Here is a 16,773-nt window from a genome sequence, read left to right as displayed (position 1 = left end):
TGAACTACATAGAGTTATCGTTGGGTTTGAATTCAGAAAGTTGGTAAAATTCAAGTAAATATATGTTAAAATATTCACTAACCAGTAGGATAATCATTATGGATAGTGAGTTAATGCAATCGATCACTTATTAAGATTAGGAGTGTAATCGTGTTCAAACTTTCTATTACTGCATTAAAACGTATAAAAATACCTATCATAATTAAATTATTTTGTTCGTTTTTAATTCTTGCCACTCCTGTATTATTTTTAAGTTTACATGTAATTGAGAAGGCGAAAGAAGAAGTCAAATCACAAATAGCAAGCAGTAAAATTGAACAGGTAGATTTTTATCTTTCTTCTTTAGAACAAGAAATCCAACGAATTATGTCGTTACAAAAACAATATATGAATGACAAAGATTTGCAGAAATTAAGTAGTATTGGACCAAGTCTTTCAGAATATGAAAAAACAGAAACGATAAATCGACTTTATCAAGAATTAAATGTGCTAAAAAACTCAAGCGCTTACATCCAAGAAGTAAAAGTAATGATTCCTTTACTTGAACGTAGCATCTCTCCTACTGAGTATATTGATTACTATGAGTACCAGAAGAATGATGAATGGAATCAGAATTTAGCAACAATAAAAAACGGGGAAATTTATTTAAATCTAGTATATCCAACCTACTATAATGAAACACCTTCCTTTATTTTGGAAATAAAACTATCAAACAGCTACTTAAAAGAAACATTAAGTCAATTTGCAGATATTGGAGGAGCAATACTTATTCATCCTGAGATTGAAATAAGTTCATCGGAGGAGCAAATCGCAAATAAAATTATGAAAACGTTTATGGATAATGATTTTCCATTGGATCATCCAACTACCCTATCATCTTTGAATGTTAACACTATTGATTATATGATCATTAATGGAAAATCAACTATTTTAAATACTTTACTATACGTATATATCCCTGAAGAAAACTTAATTGGAACGATGAATGAATATGGTGGATTTATAAAGTTATTGATAGGAATTACCGTTCTCATGACTTTATTATTTTCATATATTATTTATTTGTTTATTCATAAACCGATTCTAACTCTTGTTAATTCCTTTAAACGAGTAGAAAGAGGAGAATTTAACTTTAAAATAAATAGTTTATTTAACGATGAGTTTAATTATATTTATAATAGTTTTAATACGATGACAGAAAAATTAGAAAGGCTGATTCAAGAGATATATCTTCAAAAATTACATTTGTATCAAGCTGAATTAAAGCAATTACAAGCGCAAATAAATCCGCATTTTCTTTATAATAGTTTTTTTATTTTACATCGTATGATCAAGTATAAACATGCAGAAGCAGCTACATTTTCTATTAATCTCGGGCATTATTTTAAGTACATTACGAGAAATTCAGATGAAAAAGTACCCTTACATGAAGAATATAAACATACGATTGCGTACTTAGAAATACAAAAATTAAGATTCTCAAATCGTTTATCAGTCTTTGTTGATCCATTAACTAGAGAGTTCAAAGAAATTAAGGTACCTAGACTTATTTTGCAACCAATTGTAGAGAATGCATTTGAACATGGTATCCAAGATAAGATTTCTGATGCAGCATTATCCATATCGTTTATAACAGAAGGTGATATCCTTTCAATTTGTATCGAAGATAATGGAGACATAACACAACAAGTGATAGATGATTTAACAGAATCACTAGATACGGATAAAATGCAAATAACAGGACTTATTAATGTTCACAAGCGCCTACAAATGAATTTTGGGAAAGCGAGTGGACTAACGTTTGAAATGGGTAAAGACAATGGATTAAAAGTTTTAATTAAAATTCCGATAAAAGGTGATGAATTTCATGTATAAGTTATTAATAGTTGATGATGAACCGATAATAGCTGATAGTCTACAATTATTATTTAATAGCATAGAATCATTACACCTCGAAGTCTTTGCTGTTTATAATGCATATGAAGCCATTGCCGTGCTCAAAAAGGAGCAGATAGATATTGTATTAACCGACATCCAAATGCCTGGAATGGATGGAATAGAGTTACATAAAAAAATATGCGAAGAATGGAAACAGTGCAAAACTGTATTTTTAACAGGGTTTAACGATTTTTCGTATGCTCAACAGATTTTACGAAATGGTGGAAGTGTTGATTACGTTTTGAAAAATGAAGATGACGATGTAATTTTGGAAGCAGTCCAGAAAGCGATAAATCTTAAGGAACTAGAGAATCAAGAGAAAGCAAGAAAGATACAAAATGAAGAAAAAGTGAATAGAGCACTACCAATACTACAAAGAGAGTTTTTTAATCACCTCATTTATCATCCAAATAAAGAAGTGGAACAATCTAAATTACAAGAATTAGAAGTCCCTATTTACGGTGGGCGACCCTTTTTCATCGCTTTGGGGAGAATTTACACTGATGGAAATCAGGAGCTGGATATTAATATACTTAATGATTACATCAAGATAAAACTAGAAGATTCCTACCAAATGTTTCATTTTAATTATCAGAATAGTAAGAGTATGTACTTATTTCAGCCTAAAGCATGGAAAGATGATTTTGATGCGTGCGCACAAATGGACAGTTATACGGAACAGTTAATGAAGATAATTGAAAAGTTTACTCTATCATTTTATCTGTATGCGGAACCAATTACATGGGAAAGAATACATTACTGTTTTTACGAATTAAACAAGAAGTTATTTAACAGTCCAGTAAACGTTAGGGTTACTCTTGTAGAAAAAGAAGATAGAAGTGAGTGGAAACAGACAATCATATCCAAAGAAGAATATATCGTCCAATTACAAACGGACTTAGAGGTAGGGAATAAAAACCATTTTTTCGAATTATCTAGTCGTATATTCGAAAGATTGATAGAACAAGGTAATCAAAAAGCATGTGAATATATAATGGTGTTAACAAATATAGTTGTGCAATATCTTAATAAATATAATTTATATCATGAGGTACATCTAAATTTTGATGATATCTTGTATTATTCTAATCCAGTCAATTCTTCTATACTTGAGGCTTATTTCTATCTCAGCGAAAAAATTGAGAGGGTATTTCAGGGAAATAAGCACAATCAAGAAGATGCTAGTACTCTTGTCATTGCAAAATTACACTTGTATATCAGTGAATGGTTGAATGAAGACTTGTCACTTCAAACATTAGCGGAATATACTGCTCATAGTCCAACTTACTTGTCCAAGTTATACAAAAGAAAAACCGGCAAATCATTATCTCATTATATTACGGAACAACGAATGAATCTGGGGAAGTCCTTATTAATAAATACGAATAAAAAAATTTATGAAATTGCTGCTGAAATCGGGTATGAACAACAATATTTTATTCGATATTTTAAAAAAATGTATGGTATTACACCTCAACAATATCGTGAGAAGGCTGGGTATAAACTAATCGTTAATCAAGCTGCTCATAATTAAAATAGGCTGTTTTTTTAAAATGTTGTTTAAAACGGTTTTAGTAAACCGAGTAGAACAACATCTTTTTTTTTTGAGATATTTATATCGGTAATTAAGATGGCAAGATAAGTTTATAAATGACAACAAACTAATATAGATTTATCTAGTAAGACATTCGATAATTAAGATATAGTAAGCGCTTGCAATAAATATTAGGGGGAAATTCACTTGTCTAAAGGTTTGAAAGTGTTCTTTATGATTCTACTTGCGTTTAGCTTAATTATGACAGGCTGTTCAGATTCTAGTACATCAGGTGATGCTAATGAAGGTTCTGAAGATTCAGGAGATGTATCCATTGCAGAAAATGGAGATCCACTTGGAAAATATGACCCTGTAATTGAAGCTACATTTGTACGATCCGTTGACGAAACTCTCAAATTATTAGAGGGAGAAACAGTGAAAGATAATGTTTGGTTGGATTATTACCGAGATGAACTAGGTATCAATGTTAAATATGAATGGATTGCACCAGTTGGCGATCAATTTGATCAAAAAATGAACGTTACATTAGCTTCAGGAGATATTCCAGAATTTATTAATGTTACTCCTACCCAATTAAAGCAGTTGGTAGACGCTGATATGGTAATGGATTTATCAAAGATTTATGAAGGTTATGCTGCACCATTGACAAAGGAAGTACTAACCGCTGATGGCACAGGTCCATTTGATGCAGCAACTATTGATGGGAAACTTTTTGGGTTACCAAATATAGATTCTTCAATCGACAGAGCTCATTTTATTTGGGTTCGTACAGATTGGTTAGAAAAATTAGGATTACCTGAGCCGAAAACGATGGATGATGTGTTGAAAATTTCTGAAGCATTTGCAAAACAAGATCCTGACAGCAATGGAAAAAATGATACTACTGGTTTAGCAGTGACAAAAGACCTTTGGGATGGTTACGCAGGTCTTACCGGATTTTTTAATGGTTACCATGCATATCCAAACATCTGGATCAAAGACGACGGTGGAAAACTTGTTTATGGGTCGATTCAACCAGAAATGAAGAAGGCATTAAAGGCCTTACAAGATATGTTTAAAGATGGACAAATTGATAAAGAGTTTGGTGTTAAGCCAGGAGGAAAAGTAGCAGAAGATCCAGCTTCAGGTAAAAATGGTCTTCACTTTGGCCAACAATGGACATCGCTATGGCCATTACAATCAAATCGTGATCAAGATTCATCTGCCCAATGGAAGGCATTCCCGCTTGTTTCTGTCGATAATCAACCTGCTAGACCTCAAATTACACTAGGAACAACTTCTTGGTGGGCTGTGAAAAAAGGTGTAAAACATCCAGAAGCCATTGTGAAAATGTTTAATGGTTTTGTCGAGAAGAACTGGGGAGAAACCGCTGAATTTGACAAATACTATTTACCAGAGGGTGCTGAAGGAACATGGAAAATGTCACCTCCAACTCCAAGCCCACCAATGAAAAATTTAGAAGCATTTTTATCGATTCGTGAAGCCGTAGACAATGGTACGACTGATCAGCTAACGGGAGAAGCGAAAGTTGTTTATGACCGTGTGAAAAGTCATGAAGATGGTGACCAAACGATGTGGGGCTGGGAACGAATTTATGGTGCTGACGGTGTGTTTGGAATTATGAAAGAATACAAGGACAAAGATTTGTTCATGAGAAATGAATTTAATGGTGCTCCAACAGCTACAATGACACAAAAACAAGCAACGTTAGAACAGCTTCAAAATGAAGTATTCACCAAAATTATTTTAGGATCTGCTGATATTAGTACCTTTGATAAATTTGTTAAAGATTGGAAGGCACTAGGCGGGGAACAAATTACAAAGGAAGTTAATGGATGGTACAAAAGTATTAAGTAATTATTAATTTTAGGAAGAGGAAAGCAAAGGCTCTATCTGCTTTCCTCTTCTTCATAAAAGTAAATAAAGAATAAAATTTCTTACACCGTATAAAAGAAGAAGGGGGAAATGAGGATTGAAAGTATCACAAGGACCACTTTATCTAATGGTACTACCTGGAGTTATATTAGTTCTTATCTTTTCATATGGCCCCATGGTAGGTATCTTGATGGCATTTCAACAGTTTATTCCAGCAAAGGGATTATTCGGAGACCAAACATGGGTAGGGCTCGATAATTTTAGATATGTTCTAGAGTTGCCTAATACAATGCGTGTTCTTTGGAATACTTTGTATATTGCAACCCTTAAAATCATTTTTGGTCTAATAGTTCCAATCATTGTAGCAATATTAATTAATGAAGTTAGACATATGACTTTAAAGAAATCAATTCAGACTACAATCTATCTTCCACACTTTCTATCTTGGGTAGTCCTTGGTGGTATTTTAATCGATATTCTTTCGCCGTCACAAGGGATAATAAATATGATTTTAGGATTAGTAGGAATTGAACCTATATTTTTCCTAGGCAGCAATACGTGGTTTCCGGTTACTTTAGTTGGTTCCGAAATTTGGAAGGAGTTTGGTTTCGGTACTATTATCTATCTTGCCGCAATAACAGGAATTAACCCCGAGTTATATGAAGCAGCAAAAATGGACGGTGCGAACCGATTTAAACAAACGCTTCATGTTACATTACCTGGATTGAGAATGACAATTGTTTTATTAGGGGTATTAAGCTTAGGAAATATTTTAAATGCAGGCTTTGACCAGGTATTTAACCTATATAGTACTCAAGTATATGAAAGTGGAGATATCATCGATACGTTCGTTTATAGGATTGGTTTGTTGGAAGCACAATATGGAGTTGCTACTGCAGTAGGTTTATTTAAATCAGTAGTTTCATGTATATTAGTGACTGTTTCTTATTATCTAGCATATCGTTTTGCTAATTATCGAATCTTCTAAGGGGGGAACTGGTTTGGAAACGAAAGGTTATAAATATTTTACATGGTTTAATTATATATTTTTGATTTTATTATCGCTATTATGTATTTTCCCACTGGTCCATGTGTTAGCTCTCTCATTTAGCTCAAGCTCGGCAGCATCAGCTGGCCTTGTAAAGCTATGGCCGGTAGAATTTACCTTAAGTTCCTACCAGTATGTAGCAGCAAAAGCTGAATTTTGGCAATCGATGTTTGTCTCTTTTCAACGAGTGATCCTAGGAGGATTAATTAATTTTTTACTCACTGTGTTACTAGCATACCCGCTATCACGAGAAACAAAACAATTTAAACCAAGAACATTTCTTGCCTGGTTTTTATTTATGACCATGATCTTTCATGGAGGATTAATACCTTGGTACATAGTTATTAAAGAACTTCAGTTGCTAGATACAATCTGGGCTTTAGTATTACCAAATGCTGTACCAGTATTTAATGTAATCCTGTTAATCAATTTCTTTAGACAATTACCAAAAGAAATGGATGAAGCTGCACATGTGGATGGGGCAGGGCATTGGACAATATTATGGAAAATATATATTCCTCTATCCTTACCCGTTCTTGCAACGATTACCCTGTTCTCTCTTGTTATGCATTGGAATAGTTGGTTTGATGGATTAATTTTAATGAATAGTCCAGAAAATTACCCATTGCAAAGCTTTTTACAAACTGTCGTCATCCAACGAGATTTAAGTATGATCGGTTCAAGTGATTTAGAGAGTTTATCAGAAATTTCAGATCGCACGTTGAAATCGGCGCAAATTTTCTTAGGTTGTTTACCAATTTTAATCGTTTACCCATTTTTACAGAAATATTTTGTAAAGGGCATTGTTATTGGTGGTGTGAAAGGCTAATGACAGAGAAAATCTAGAGAATTTCTTCAAAGCAATAAATGAAAGAATTTATTTACTATATATTTAGGAAGGTGTAAAAATGGAAAATAAAATTATTGTAAATGCAGATATCGAACAAGGAACAATTAATAAAAATATATATGGTCACTTTGCTGAACATTTAGGACGTTGTATTTATGAAGGAATTTGGGTAGGTGAAGATTCACCAATTCCAAATACACAAGGGATTCGAGATGATGTCCTAGAAGCTCTGAAACAAATTAACATCCCAGTATTACGCTGGCCTGGTGGTTGCTTTGCAGATGAATATCATTGGAAAGATGGAGTAGGTCCTCGTGAAGAGAGAAAAAGAATGGTTAATACTCACTGGGGCGGAGTCGTTGAAAATAACCATTTTGGTACACATGAATTTATGCTACTTTGCGAACTACTTAGGGCTGAACCATACATCTGCGGAAACGTAGGTAGCGGAACAGTTCAAGAAATGTCTGAATGGGTTGAATACATGACTTTCAATGGTGAATCTCCAATGGCAAACTGGCGTAAGGAAAATGGTAGAGAGGAACCATGGAAATTAACTTACTTTGGAGTTGGAAATGAAAACTGGGGTTGTGGTGGTAATATGCGACCAGAGTATTATGCAGACCTATATCGTCAGTTCCAAACATACGTACGTAATTATGGAGTTAATAAGATTTATAAAATTGCCGGTGGTGCAAATGTAGCCGATTACAAGTGGACAGAAGTTTTAATGAGTGAGGCCGGCCGTTATATGAATGGTTTAAGTCTTCACTATTATACGGTTCCTGGTGAAACTTGGACAGCCAAAGGTTCAGCGACTGATTTTACTGAAGATGAATGGTTTACAACAATGAAAAAATCACTTTTTATGGATCAGTTAGTAACGAATCATTCTACAATCATGGATAAATACGACCCAGAAAAGCGGGTAGGATTGATCGTAGATGAATGGGGTACATGGTTCGATGTAGAGCCAGGAACAAACCCAGGGTTTTTATATCAGCAGAATACAATTCGTGATGCGCTTGTAGCAGGTATTACATTAAATATATTTAATAATCACTGTGATCGAGTTCAAATGGCAAACATCGCTCAAACAGTAAATGTACTTCAAGCAATGGTATTAACAGAAGGGGAAAAACTGATTTTAACACCTACCTACCATGTGTTTGACATGTATAAAGTACACCAAAATGCGGCTCTATTAGCAGTTGATTCTAACATTATCGACTATGAAAGAAACTCTGAAAAAATACCTTCTGTACATGTTTCCGCATCAAAAGCCGGAAATGGTGATGTAAATATCAGTTTATGTAATTTAGATAATACAAAGAGCTCGACTGTAACAGTTGAACTACAGGGTATGAGCACGAAGGTAATTCAAAATGTAACAGCGACGATTTTAACATCAATAAATATAAACGATCACAATACGTTTGAACAGCCGGATACGGTTATGCCTACAAGCTTTAATGATTTTACATTAGAAAATAATGAACTAACAATAGATATGCCTCCTATGTCAGTTCTTGTTGTTAATGTTCAGTAATGGAATATGGCAATAAAAAAGTGATTATGGCTGTTTTGTGCAGTTTAAAGCAAAGCTAGCTTATAAAAAATGTCCTTTTGCGTTCGACCTTATTATACATTGAAAGGGACACGATTTTGTGTCGTGCGCCTCTGCAAATTCCTGTCCACTGCCCAAGATAAAGTAATATAACTCTTTATTTCAATGCTAACTATGCTTTTGTCCCACACGCTTATTAAATACTCAATGAATATAAATATATACTCCAAAGATTAATAGTATATTTATATTAAGAAATTGGTTGAAGTAGCAATTGATTGAGTGAACAAATTGTTCAGCCAATCAATTGCTTTATTAATAATAAATTACCACTTAGTACTTTCATACAGGAGTTTCAAATTCTTGACAAAGTTTTTCATATTGAATAAAATATCTAATAGTATTAGATATTTCGGAAGGGGTTTGTAAATGAATTACAAAGCGTTGGCGGAAGAACTGTTTCATATTATGACTAGGACAGCTAAACTGCCGTTTCAGAAAAAAGTTGACGATCTATCTCATGGAGAGAGAAGAATATTAGGGTATCTTACTTTTGGAAAAAACGGGGTTCCATCAGGTGATCTAAGTGAGAAGCTAGATCTCACCACACCTCGTGTCGCTTCCGCCCTTAACAGTTTAGCCAAAAAAGGATTTATTGAACGAAACAGGGATGAAAATGACAAACGAATGGTTATTGTAACGATAACGGAACCGGGTAAGAGCTTCATGATGGAAGAATATAATAAACTGATTTCGATGATGCAGCAAACACTTCAAATACTTGGTGAAAAAGATTCTCAGGAATTAATTCGAATTATTAAACGTATAAAGGATATTACCAACGAAATGAATGATAAAGAATGCAGGCATGAATAGCTGGTCTGCCTATTTTTCGAAAAAGTATCTAACACTATTAGGTTTAATGCAAACAGTTCACAGGAGGGATATACATGCTGAAAATTTTTAAGTATTTACAGAAAAAAGATTACCTGTTAATACTGTGCAGTTTGGTATTTATAGTGACACAGGTGTATCTTGATTTGAAACTGCCTGATTATATTCATGAAATTACCATACTTGTACAGACAGAAGGAAGTAAGATGAGTGATGTGCTCGTTCAAGGCGGTTATATGCTTCTGTGTGCCATAGGTAGCGTGATTGCATCCATCATTGTTGGCTTCTTTGCAGCCAAAGTCGCAGCTGGTTTTTCTGTTCGTCTCAGGGCTATGGTATTCGAGAAGACGATGTCTTTTTCAATCGAAGAAATCAATGGCTTCTCAACACCAAGTCTAATTACCCGCTCAACCAACGATATTACTCAGATTCAACTCCTCATTTCAATGGGATTACAAGTAATCGTAAAGGCTCCCATTCTAGCTGTTTGGGCAATCATGAAAATGATGGGGAAGAGCTGGCAATGGACAGCTGCAACTGGTTTTGCTGTATTATTTCTAATTATGATGTTGTCTATTCTTATTTTTGTTGCATTGCCAAAATTCAAAATAATTCAGAGTTTAACCGATAACTTGAATCGTGTAACAAGGGAAAACTTGACGGGCATTCGGGTTGTGCAGGCCTACAATGCCGGCAATTATCAGGAAAAGAAATTTGAAGTAGCCAACAATGCGCTTACAAATACAAATCTTTTCACCAGCCGAGCAATGGCCTTAATAATGCCGACGATGGGAATCATCATGTCAGGTATGAGTCTTGCAATCTATTGGATTGGTGCAGTGCTAATTAATGCTGCAGCACTACCGGATCGATTATTCTTGTTCTCAGATATGGTTGTTTTTTCATCCTATGCCATGCAGGTAATTATGGCCTTTATGATGCTTTCATTTGTATTTATCATGCTTCCCCGCGCTGCCGTTTCTGCAAAACGAATTCTAGAAGTACTTGATACCAAAGCAAAAATTATTGATGGAAACGTGACAGATGGGAATAAAGGTCTTTCTGGAGAAGTTGAGTTCCGAAATGTAAGTTTTAAATATCCTGACGCAGCAGAATATATCCTCCGCAATGTTAGTTTCAAGGCTAGTAAGGGTGAAACGGTAGCATTTATTGGCTCAACAGGCAGTGGTAAAAGTACACTACTCAACCTAATTCCCCGCTATTTTGATGCAACAGAAGGGGAAGTGTTAGTCGATGGTGTTAATGTTAAAAATTATACCCAGGAATCATTACGTAAAAAGCTCGGTTATGTATCTCAAAAAGCGATATTGTTTAGTGGTACAGTTACTACAAATGTAGCATATGGGGACAGTGGATCGAATGAAACAGCAGTTAAAAAGGCAGTTGATATTTCACAAGGGACTGAATTTGTCGAGAAAATGGAAAACCAGTATAATGCCGCGATTTCTCAAGGAGGTACCAATGTTTCTGGGGGACAGAAACAAAGATTATCTATCGCAAGGGCAGTTTACAGACAGCCAGAAATTTATATTTTCGATGATTCATTTTCAGCACTTGATTATAAGACCGATCGAGTTCTGCGCTCCAAACTTAAAAATGAAACGAAAGATGCCACCACGTTAATAGTGGGTCAGCGTATCGGTACTATTAAGGATGCGGACCGGATCGTGGTGCTGGACGATGGCGAAGTTGTCGGCATTGGAACACATGAAGAGTTGATGCAAAATTGCAGTGTTTATCAGGAGATTGCTTATTCTCAGTTGTCGAAGGAGGAGCTTGAAATTGGCTAAGAAAAATCAGAAAAGTGGCGATCACATGGTATTTCCCCATGGAAAAGGCGGTCCTGGTGGAAAGGCAAAAGATATTAAGAAAACGATAAGGCAGCTCATTTCCTATTGTAAGGTGTATTTACCAGCTATTATTATTGCATTAATTCTTGCAATGGCAGGAGCCGTTTTCAATATTATTGGGCCAGATCTACTTAGTGAGATTACGGATATCATTACAGAAGGAATGATGTCTACCATTGACCTTGACGCAGTTTTCAATATCGCAAGCCTACTTGCATTCCTTTATGGATTAGGATTTTTGTTTAACTATATACAAGGATTCATTATGGCCACTGTCACCCAGCGTGTGTCAAAGAATCTACGATCTGATCTTTCAACTAAAATCAATCGGTTACCACTAAAATACTTTGATTCTACCAGTACTGGGGACGTACTTAGTCGTGTAACGAACGATGTTGATATGATTGGGCAAACGATGAACCAAAGCTTAAGTACACTTGTTTCAGCGATAACCATGTTTCTCGGCTCCCTTATTATGATGTTCTACACAAATTGGATCATGGCGATTGCAGCAATATTGTCTACTTTTTTAGGGTTTGGATTGATGACATTCATTATCTCTAAATCACAAAGATACTTTGCACAGCAGCAAAAAGAGCTAGGAAAATTGAATGGTCATATCGAAGAAATCTATTCAGGTCACAATGTTGTAAAAGTTTATAACGGAGAGAAAGAAGCGCGGGAGACTTTCCATGAAATTAACACAAGACTATATACGAGCGCTTGGAAATCTCAATTCATGTCAGGATTGATGATGCCGCTTATGATGTTCGTTGGTAATTTTGGTTTCGTGGTGGTATGTATTGTTGGGGCAGTTCTTGCCGTAAATAATATGATTTCATTTGGTGTGATTGTTGCATTTATGCTCTATGTCCGCCTCTTTACACAGCCTCTTTCACAGCTTGCACAGGCAGCAACCAACCTGCAGTCTACAGCAGCTGCTAGTGAACGTGTTTTTGAATTTCTTGCAGAAGAAGAGCTTGCGAATGAAAGTGATAAGAGTGAAAAGCTTGGAACAGCAATCGGTGATGTCGAATTTAAGAATGTGCGCTTCGGCTATAGTGAAGATAAAATGGTTATCAACAACTTTTCGGCAACAGCTAAAGCAGGGGGAAAAGTAGCGATTGTCGGGCCAACAGGTGCTGGAAAGACAACATTGGTAAACCTGCTAATGCGTTTTTATGAATACAATGGCGGCGAAATATTGATTGACGGTGTTCCGATTAACAAACTTACTCGGGAAAACATCCACGAACTATTCAGTATGGTTCTACAAGACACATGGCTATTCGAAGGGACCATTCGAGAAAATATTGTCTATTCGAGACATGGTGTAAGTGATGAAGAAGTAGAGGCTGCCTGTAAATCAGTGGGGCTGCATCACTTCATTAAAACCCTGCCAATAGGATATGATACGATTCTCGACGACAAAGCCAATCTTTCAGCAGGGCAAAAGCAGCTTATCACCATTGCACGAGCGATGGTTGATAATAAACCATTACTAATTTTAGATGAGGCGACAAGTTCGGTGGATACTCGCACTGAAGTATTGATACAGCAGGCAATGGATAAATTGACTGTCGGCAAAACCTCATTCGTGATTGCACACAGACTATCTACGATTAAAAATGCGGATTTAATCCTTGTGATGAAGGATGGAGACATAATCGAAAGTGGAAATCACGAAGAATTACTTTCGAAAAATGGCTTCTATGCAGAGCTTTACAATAGTCAATTTGAAGAAGCGTCTTAATATTACTACTAATTTTTTTCAATAAAAAATCCCTGATTTATGCTCTATTGACGAGCTGAAATCAGGGTTTTTTTCTCAGTAACAGCTTTCGATTATTATTTTGCTATTCCCCAGCATTGCATTAATTGGTGAATGCCGTCCTCAATTTTCTCTAATGGGATTCCGCCAAACCCTAATAAAAATGTTGGATACTTATATTCTATTGGTTTTAATAGGTAATCAGTTACAGGGTAAATGGCGATAGAGCTTTCTGCCGCGACCTTTTTTAAACTTTCTTCACTTATTGACAGAGGAAGGGAAATTAAAATGTGCATCCCGGCCTGGTCTCCAGTAATGATGACTTCAGGGTAGTACATTTTAAAGATATGGGTCAGTTTATCAAGTTTTTTACGATAAATTTTCCGCATCCGGTTTAAGTGCTTTGAAAAATGGCCGTCTCTCATAAAGTTGGCTACTATATGCTGGTCGAATCTCGGGACAGTCGCTGAATAATAACTGAATGTTTCCTTATATTTTTTCAGCAATGTTGAAGGCAAAACAAAATAAGCTACTCGCAATGACGGCATTAATGACTTGGTAAAAGTACTCAGGTAAATGACCTTATTGTTTTGGTCCATCCCTTGCAATGCCGGAATGGGTTTTCCGGTGTAACGGAATTCACTGTCGTAATCGTCTTCAATAATGTAGCGATTTTCAGCTTTTGCTGCCCAATGCAATAGCTGTGTTCTTCTTGTTGCGGAAAGGACAGCACCGGTTGGAAATTGGTGGGATGGCGTAATGTAAACCACGTTTGCGTTTGTTCTTTCTAGTTCATCTACAATTAATCCATCTTCATCAACCGGAATCGGAATCGCTTTATTTTGCAGTTGAATTCTTGGTATTGCCGAATAACCGGGATTCTCGAGTGCGAAGTTTGAATCATTTTCTAGCAGCCTTAAAATCATCGGAAGGAGTTGTTCCGTTCCTGAACCAATCACAATTTGCTCCGGTTCACACACAATCCCCCGCGATTGATAAAGGTATTTTGCTATTTCAGACCGTAACGCGTTTTCCCCTTGAGCTTCTCCAATCTGTAACAACTCCTTTGACGGAAGGTCGTATAAATCTTTTGCATATTTTCTCCACAGTGAAAAAGGAAAAGAATCTGTATCGATTTTTCCCGGGTGAAAGTCAAATTGGATTATCTTTTCCTCAGCAGTCTTTACAGGTAATTCAACCTGTTTCGTTTCAATATAGGGTAATTCATCAAAATCCTCTACAAAAAAACCAATCCGCGGTTTTGACACAATAAAGCCCTCTGCAATCAGCTGGGCATAGGCAACTTCAATGGTGGTTTGGCTGATGTTTAAAAAATCGGCCAATTTTTTTTTGGAGGGCAGTTTGGTACCAACTTCAATTTGTTTGCACATAATGCCAGTCTTGATACCCATATAAAGCTGCTCATACAAAGGTTTTGTTGTGTTTTTATTTAATTCAAACATAAGCATATCCATTCTGTATTCCTCCTCTTGTGACCATGTTATTTTTTGAAAAAGTGGCACTTTTTATATTGTCAGAATTTATTATACTAGTAATCATTAAAGAAGAGGAGATTCTTTTTTATTAACTTCACACTATCATTGGGGGGACTAACATGTTTACGACAGAACAAAACAAAACGAGAATCCTGGTTCTCAATGCACTATTTATTACTTTAACCTTTCTAGCCACAATGTTTATTAACATCAGGCTGCCGCTGATGGGAAATGGAGGCCTGATCCATTTAGGTAACGTGCCTCTTTTGATTGCCGCGTTTGTTTTTGGTAAAAAACCAGGAATGATAGCAGGAGCTTTCGGTATGGCTCTGTTCGATATTATTTCAGGCTGGACATTATGGGCTCCGTTTACATTTGTTATCGTTGGTGCAATGGGCTATGTAGCTGGCCTTATTTCTGAAAAGATGCCTGGAAAAAAGGTTATCGTACATATAGTGGCTGTGGCTGCTGCCTTGATTATTAAAGTTATCGGCTACTATTTTACAGAAGTCGTCCTTTATGGTAACTGGATCCAACCGTTCGGCTCTATCCCGGGTAACATCATGCAACTCGTCATCGCCGGCATCATTGTCGTGCCACTTGCAAATGGATTTAAGCAAAGAGTTGGGGTGCACTAATTCAATATCCCATTGGAGACCGTCTCTTTTTGTAACGGGTTCCGTTTCCTATCACAAGCATAAAAATGTAAGTTAAAATGAGTGCCAATTCGCTAATGAAATTGACACTCATTTTTTATTGGTGTAAAGCCATTTGTGCAAGATAAAATAAGATTACATAAAGTGTTCAGTAATTGGTACATATTGTTTAGGATTAAGGTAAAATAAAATTACTTATAGAGATAGTAATTTATCCAATTTTAGGGAGGGATAAATAATGGAAATGAAATTTAAAGTTTATGATAATGCTCATGACTTTGAGAGAAAGATAGAACCTTTTTTTACGGAAAAGGAAGATGTATTCAGTCTATTTTGGGGTATACTTCAAGCAATTAAAGCTGGTAAATATGAAAATCCATTTATGGCGACAATTGAGGAGGATGGAAGAGTATTAGCTCTTTTCCAAATGACACCCCCGCATCCGTTAAATCTAATTTTTGTCGATGAAATCCGTTTAGAAGAAATAATGGATGTATTTATAAATAAAATGGTCGAACTTGAAATAAACTTTAATTCCATCATCAGTTTGAAACCGTGGGCATACAAAGTCGCGAAGAAATGGGAAATAAAAACTGGCAGAACTCATCAATTACTTATGGATCAGGGATTGTATCGATTAAATAAGATAAATGAAATGCTTAAACATAGTTCTGGTAATTGGCGCTATGCAGAAGAGAGTGATTCTTCACTTATCGAGAAGTGGTTCAACTTATTTGAACGTGATACTGGATTGTCGATTTCGCCAATCGAAGACGTGAAAAAACGTGTTGCCATGTTTCTAAAGGAACGAGAGGTTTTTCTTTGGGAGGATAAAGGAAAGATTGTATCTATGATGAAGAAGTCACGTCCGACAAAGAACGGTGTAACGGTTAGTTTTGTTTTTACACCAAAGGAAGAGCGTAAAAAGGGATATGCTCGGACGCTTGTTACGGCGGTTTCAAGAGAGCTACTCAAAGACTTCGACTTTTGCGTTCTATACACAGATATGATGAATCCGACATCGAATAAGATTTATAGGGAAATTGGCTATGAAAGGATTGCGGATTCTGTTCATCTTGGTTTTGATAAAGACGAATGATTCTTCTACTTAAACTATAGGGTGCTTTGGTTCAGGATAATGATCGCTGCGACGGTCATTTTTCCTTATTGAGGCTTTAGTTCAACAGCTAACCAAAAAAATGGATATATTAAAATGGGCTCAGTGTGAACTGAGCCGTTTATTTTTTATTGC

At 35.8% G+C, this 16,773-nt stretch carries 12 protein-coding genes; 11 read left to right on the top strand and 1 reads right to left on the bottom strand.

What is annotated here, in order from left to right; translation table 11 throughout:
* Nucleotides 1-150: 150 nt before the first annotated feature.
* The 9 genes from M3189_RS27075 to M3189_RS00610 all read left to right on the top strand — a co-directional run bounded on the left by M3189_RS27075 (nt 151) and on the right by M3189_RS00610 (nt 13,351).
* Nucleotides 151-1,875 (top strand): sensor histidine kinase, encoded by a 1,725-nt coding sequence (locus tag M3189_RS27075; protein WP_251630858.1) that lies wholly within the window; start codon nt 151-153, stop codon nt 1,873-1,875.
* The gene (locus M3189_RS00645; protein WP_251630857.1) at nt 1,868-3,472 is read left to right on the top strand and encodes a response regulator transcription factor; all 1,605 of its coding nucleotides are present in this window, start codon (nt 1,868-1,870) and stop codon (nt 3,470-3,472) included. Before M3189_RS27075 ends, M3189_RS00645 begins: the two co-directional genes overlap by 8 nt.
* A gap of 207 nt (nt 3,473-3,679) precedes the next feature.
* On the top strand, nt 3,680-5,350 hold the full coding sequence (locus tag M3189_RS00640) for an extracellular solute-binding protein (protein ID WP_251630855.1): 1,671 nt from the start codon (nt 3,680-3,682) through the stop codon (nt 5,348-5,350).
* Nucleotides 5,351-5,495: 145 nt separating this feature from the next.
* Nucleotides 5,496-6,356, top strand: coding sequence for an ABC transporter permease (locus tag M3189_RS00635; RefSeq protein WP_251632013.1), 861 nt, complete (start codon nt 5,496-5,498; stop codon nt 6,354-6,356).
* 13 nt (nt 6,357-6,369) lie between these two features.
* Complete coding sequence (locus tag M3189_RS00630) at nt 6,370-7,245, top strand: carbohydrate ABC transporter permease (RefSeq protein ID WP_251630853.1); 876 nt, start codon at nt 6,370-6,372, stop codon at nt 7,243-7,245.
* A 79-nt stretch (nt 7,246-7,324) separates the two neighbouring features.
* Complete coding sequence (locus M3189_RS00625; RefSeq protein ID WP_251630851.1) at nt 7,325-8,815, top strand: alpha-N-arabinofuranosidase; 1,491 nt, start codon at nt 7,325-7,327, stop codon at nt 8,813-8,815.
* 447 nt (nt 8,816-9,262) lie between these two features.
* Complete coding sequence (locus M3189_RS00620; protein ID WP_251630850.1) at nt 9,263-9,709, top strand: MarR family winged helix-turn-helix transcriptional regulator; 447 nt, start codon at nt 9,263-9,265, stop codon at nt 9,707-9,709.
* A 74-nt stretch (nt 9,710-9,783) separates the two neighbouring features.
* On the top strand, nt 9,784-11,538 hold the full coding sequence (locus tag M3189_RS00615) for an ABC transporter ATP-binding protein (protein ID WP_251630848.1): 1,755 nt from the start codon (nt 9,784-9,786) through the stop codon (nt 11,536-11,538).
* 25 nt (nt 11,539-11,563) lie between these two features.
* Nucleotides 11,564-13,351: an ABC transporter ATP-binding protein gene (locus M3189_RS00610; protein WP_251632010.1), complete on the top strand. Its 1,788-nt coding sequence runs from the start codon at nt 11,564-11,566 to the stop codon at nt 13,349-13,351.
* Nucleotides 13,352-13,446: 95 nt separating this feature from the next.
* Here the strand turns inward: M3189_RS00610 and M3189_RS00605 are convergent, their stop codons facing one another.
* Nucleotides 13,447-14,844 carry a PLP-dependent aminotransferase family protein gene (locus M3189_RS00605; protein WP_251630846.1) on the bottom strand — a complete coding sequence of 466 codons (1,398 nt, stop codon included), beginning with the start codon at nt 14,842-14,844 and terminating at the stop codon, nt 13,447-13,449.
* 140 nt (nt 14,845-14,984) lie between these two features.
* Here M3189_RS00605 and M3189_RS00600 point away from each other — a divergent pair, with 140 nt between their 5' ends.
* On the top strand, nt 14,985-15,503 hold the full coding sequence (locus M3189_RS00600) for an ECF transporter S component (RefSeq protein WP_251630844.1): 519 nt from the start codon (nt 14,985-14,987) through the stop codon (nt 15,501-15,503).
* A gap of 256 nt (nt 15,504-15,759) precedes the next feature.
* Nucleotides 15,760-16,620, top strand: coding sequence for a GNAT family N-acetyltransferase (locus M3189_RS00595; RefSeq protein WP_251630842.1), 861 nt, complete (start codon nt 15,760-15,762; stop codon nt 16,618-16,620).
* The last annotated feature ends 153 nt before the right edge of the window (nt 16,621-16,773 follow it).

Source organism: Neobacillus niacini (genome assembly GCF_023715415.1).
GTDB classification, from domain to species: domain Bacteria; phylum Bacillota; class Bacilli; order Bacillales; family Cytobacillaceae; genus Neobacillus; species Neobacillus niacini_C.
The sequence above is the reverse complement of the archived record's forward strand: the minus strand, read 5'-3'. Positions and strand labels throughout refer to the sequence as shown.

Bases quoted from the DNA above. Each gene is read 5' to 3' on its own strand.
- M3189_RS00645 (WP_251630857.1), top strand. From the start codon at position 1,868: ATGTATAAGTTATTAATAGTTGATGATGAACCGATAATAGCTGATAGT.
- M3189_RS00635 (WP_251632013.1), top strand. From the start codon at position 5,496: ATGGTACTACCTGGAGTTATATTAGTTCTTATCTTTTCATATGGCCCC.
- M3189_RS00625 (WP_251630851.1), top strand. From the start codon at position 7,325: ATGGAAAATAAAATTATTGTAAATGCAGATATCGAACAAGGAACAATT.
- M3189_RS00620 (WP_251630850.1), top strand. From the start codon at position 9,263: ATGAATTACAAAGCGTTGGCGGAAGAACTGTTTCATATTATGACTAGG.
- M3189_RS00615 (WP_251630848.1), top strand. From the start codon at position 9,784: ATGCTGAAAATTTTTAAGTATTTACAGAAAAAAGATTACCTGTTAATA.
- M3189_RS00610 (WP_251632010.1), top strand. From the start codon at position 11,564: ATGGTATTTCCCCATGGAAAAGGCGGTCCTGGTGGAAAGGCAAAAGAT.
- M3189_RS00605 (WP_251630846.1), bottom strand. From the start codon at position 14,844: ATGGATATGCTTATGTTTGAATTAAATAAAAACACAACAAAACCTTTG.
- M3189_RS00600 (WP_251630844.1), top strand. From the start codon at position 14,985: ATGTTTACGACAGAACAAAACAAAACGAGAATCCTGGTTCTCAATGCA.
- M3189_RS00595 (WP_251630842.1), top strand. From the start codon at position 15,760: ATGGAAATGAAATTTAAAGTTTATGATAATGCTCATGACTTTGAGAGA.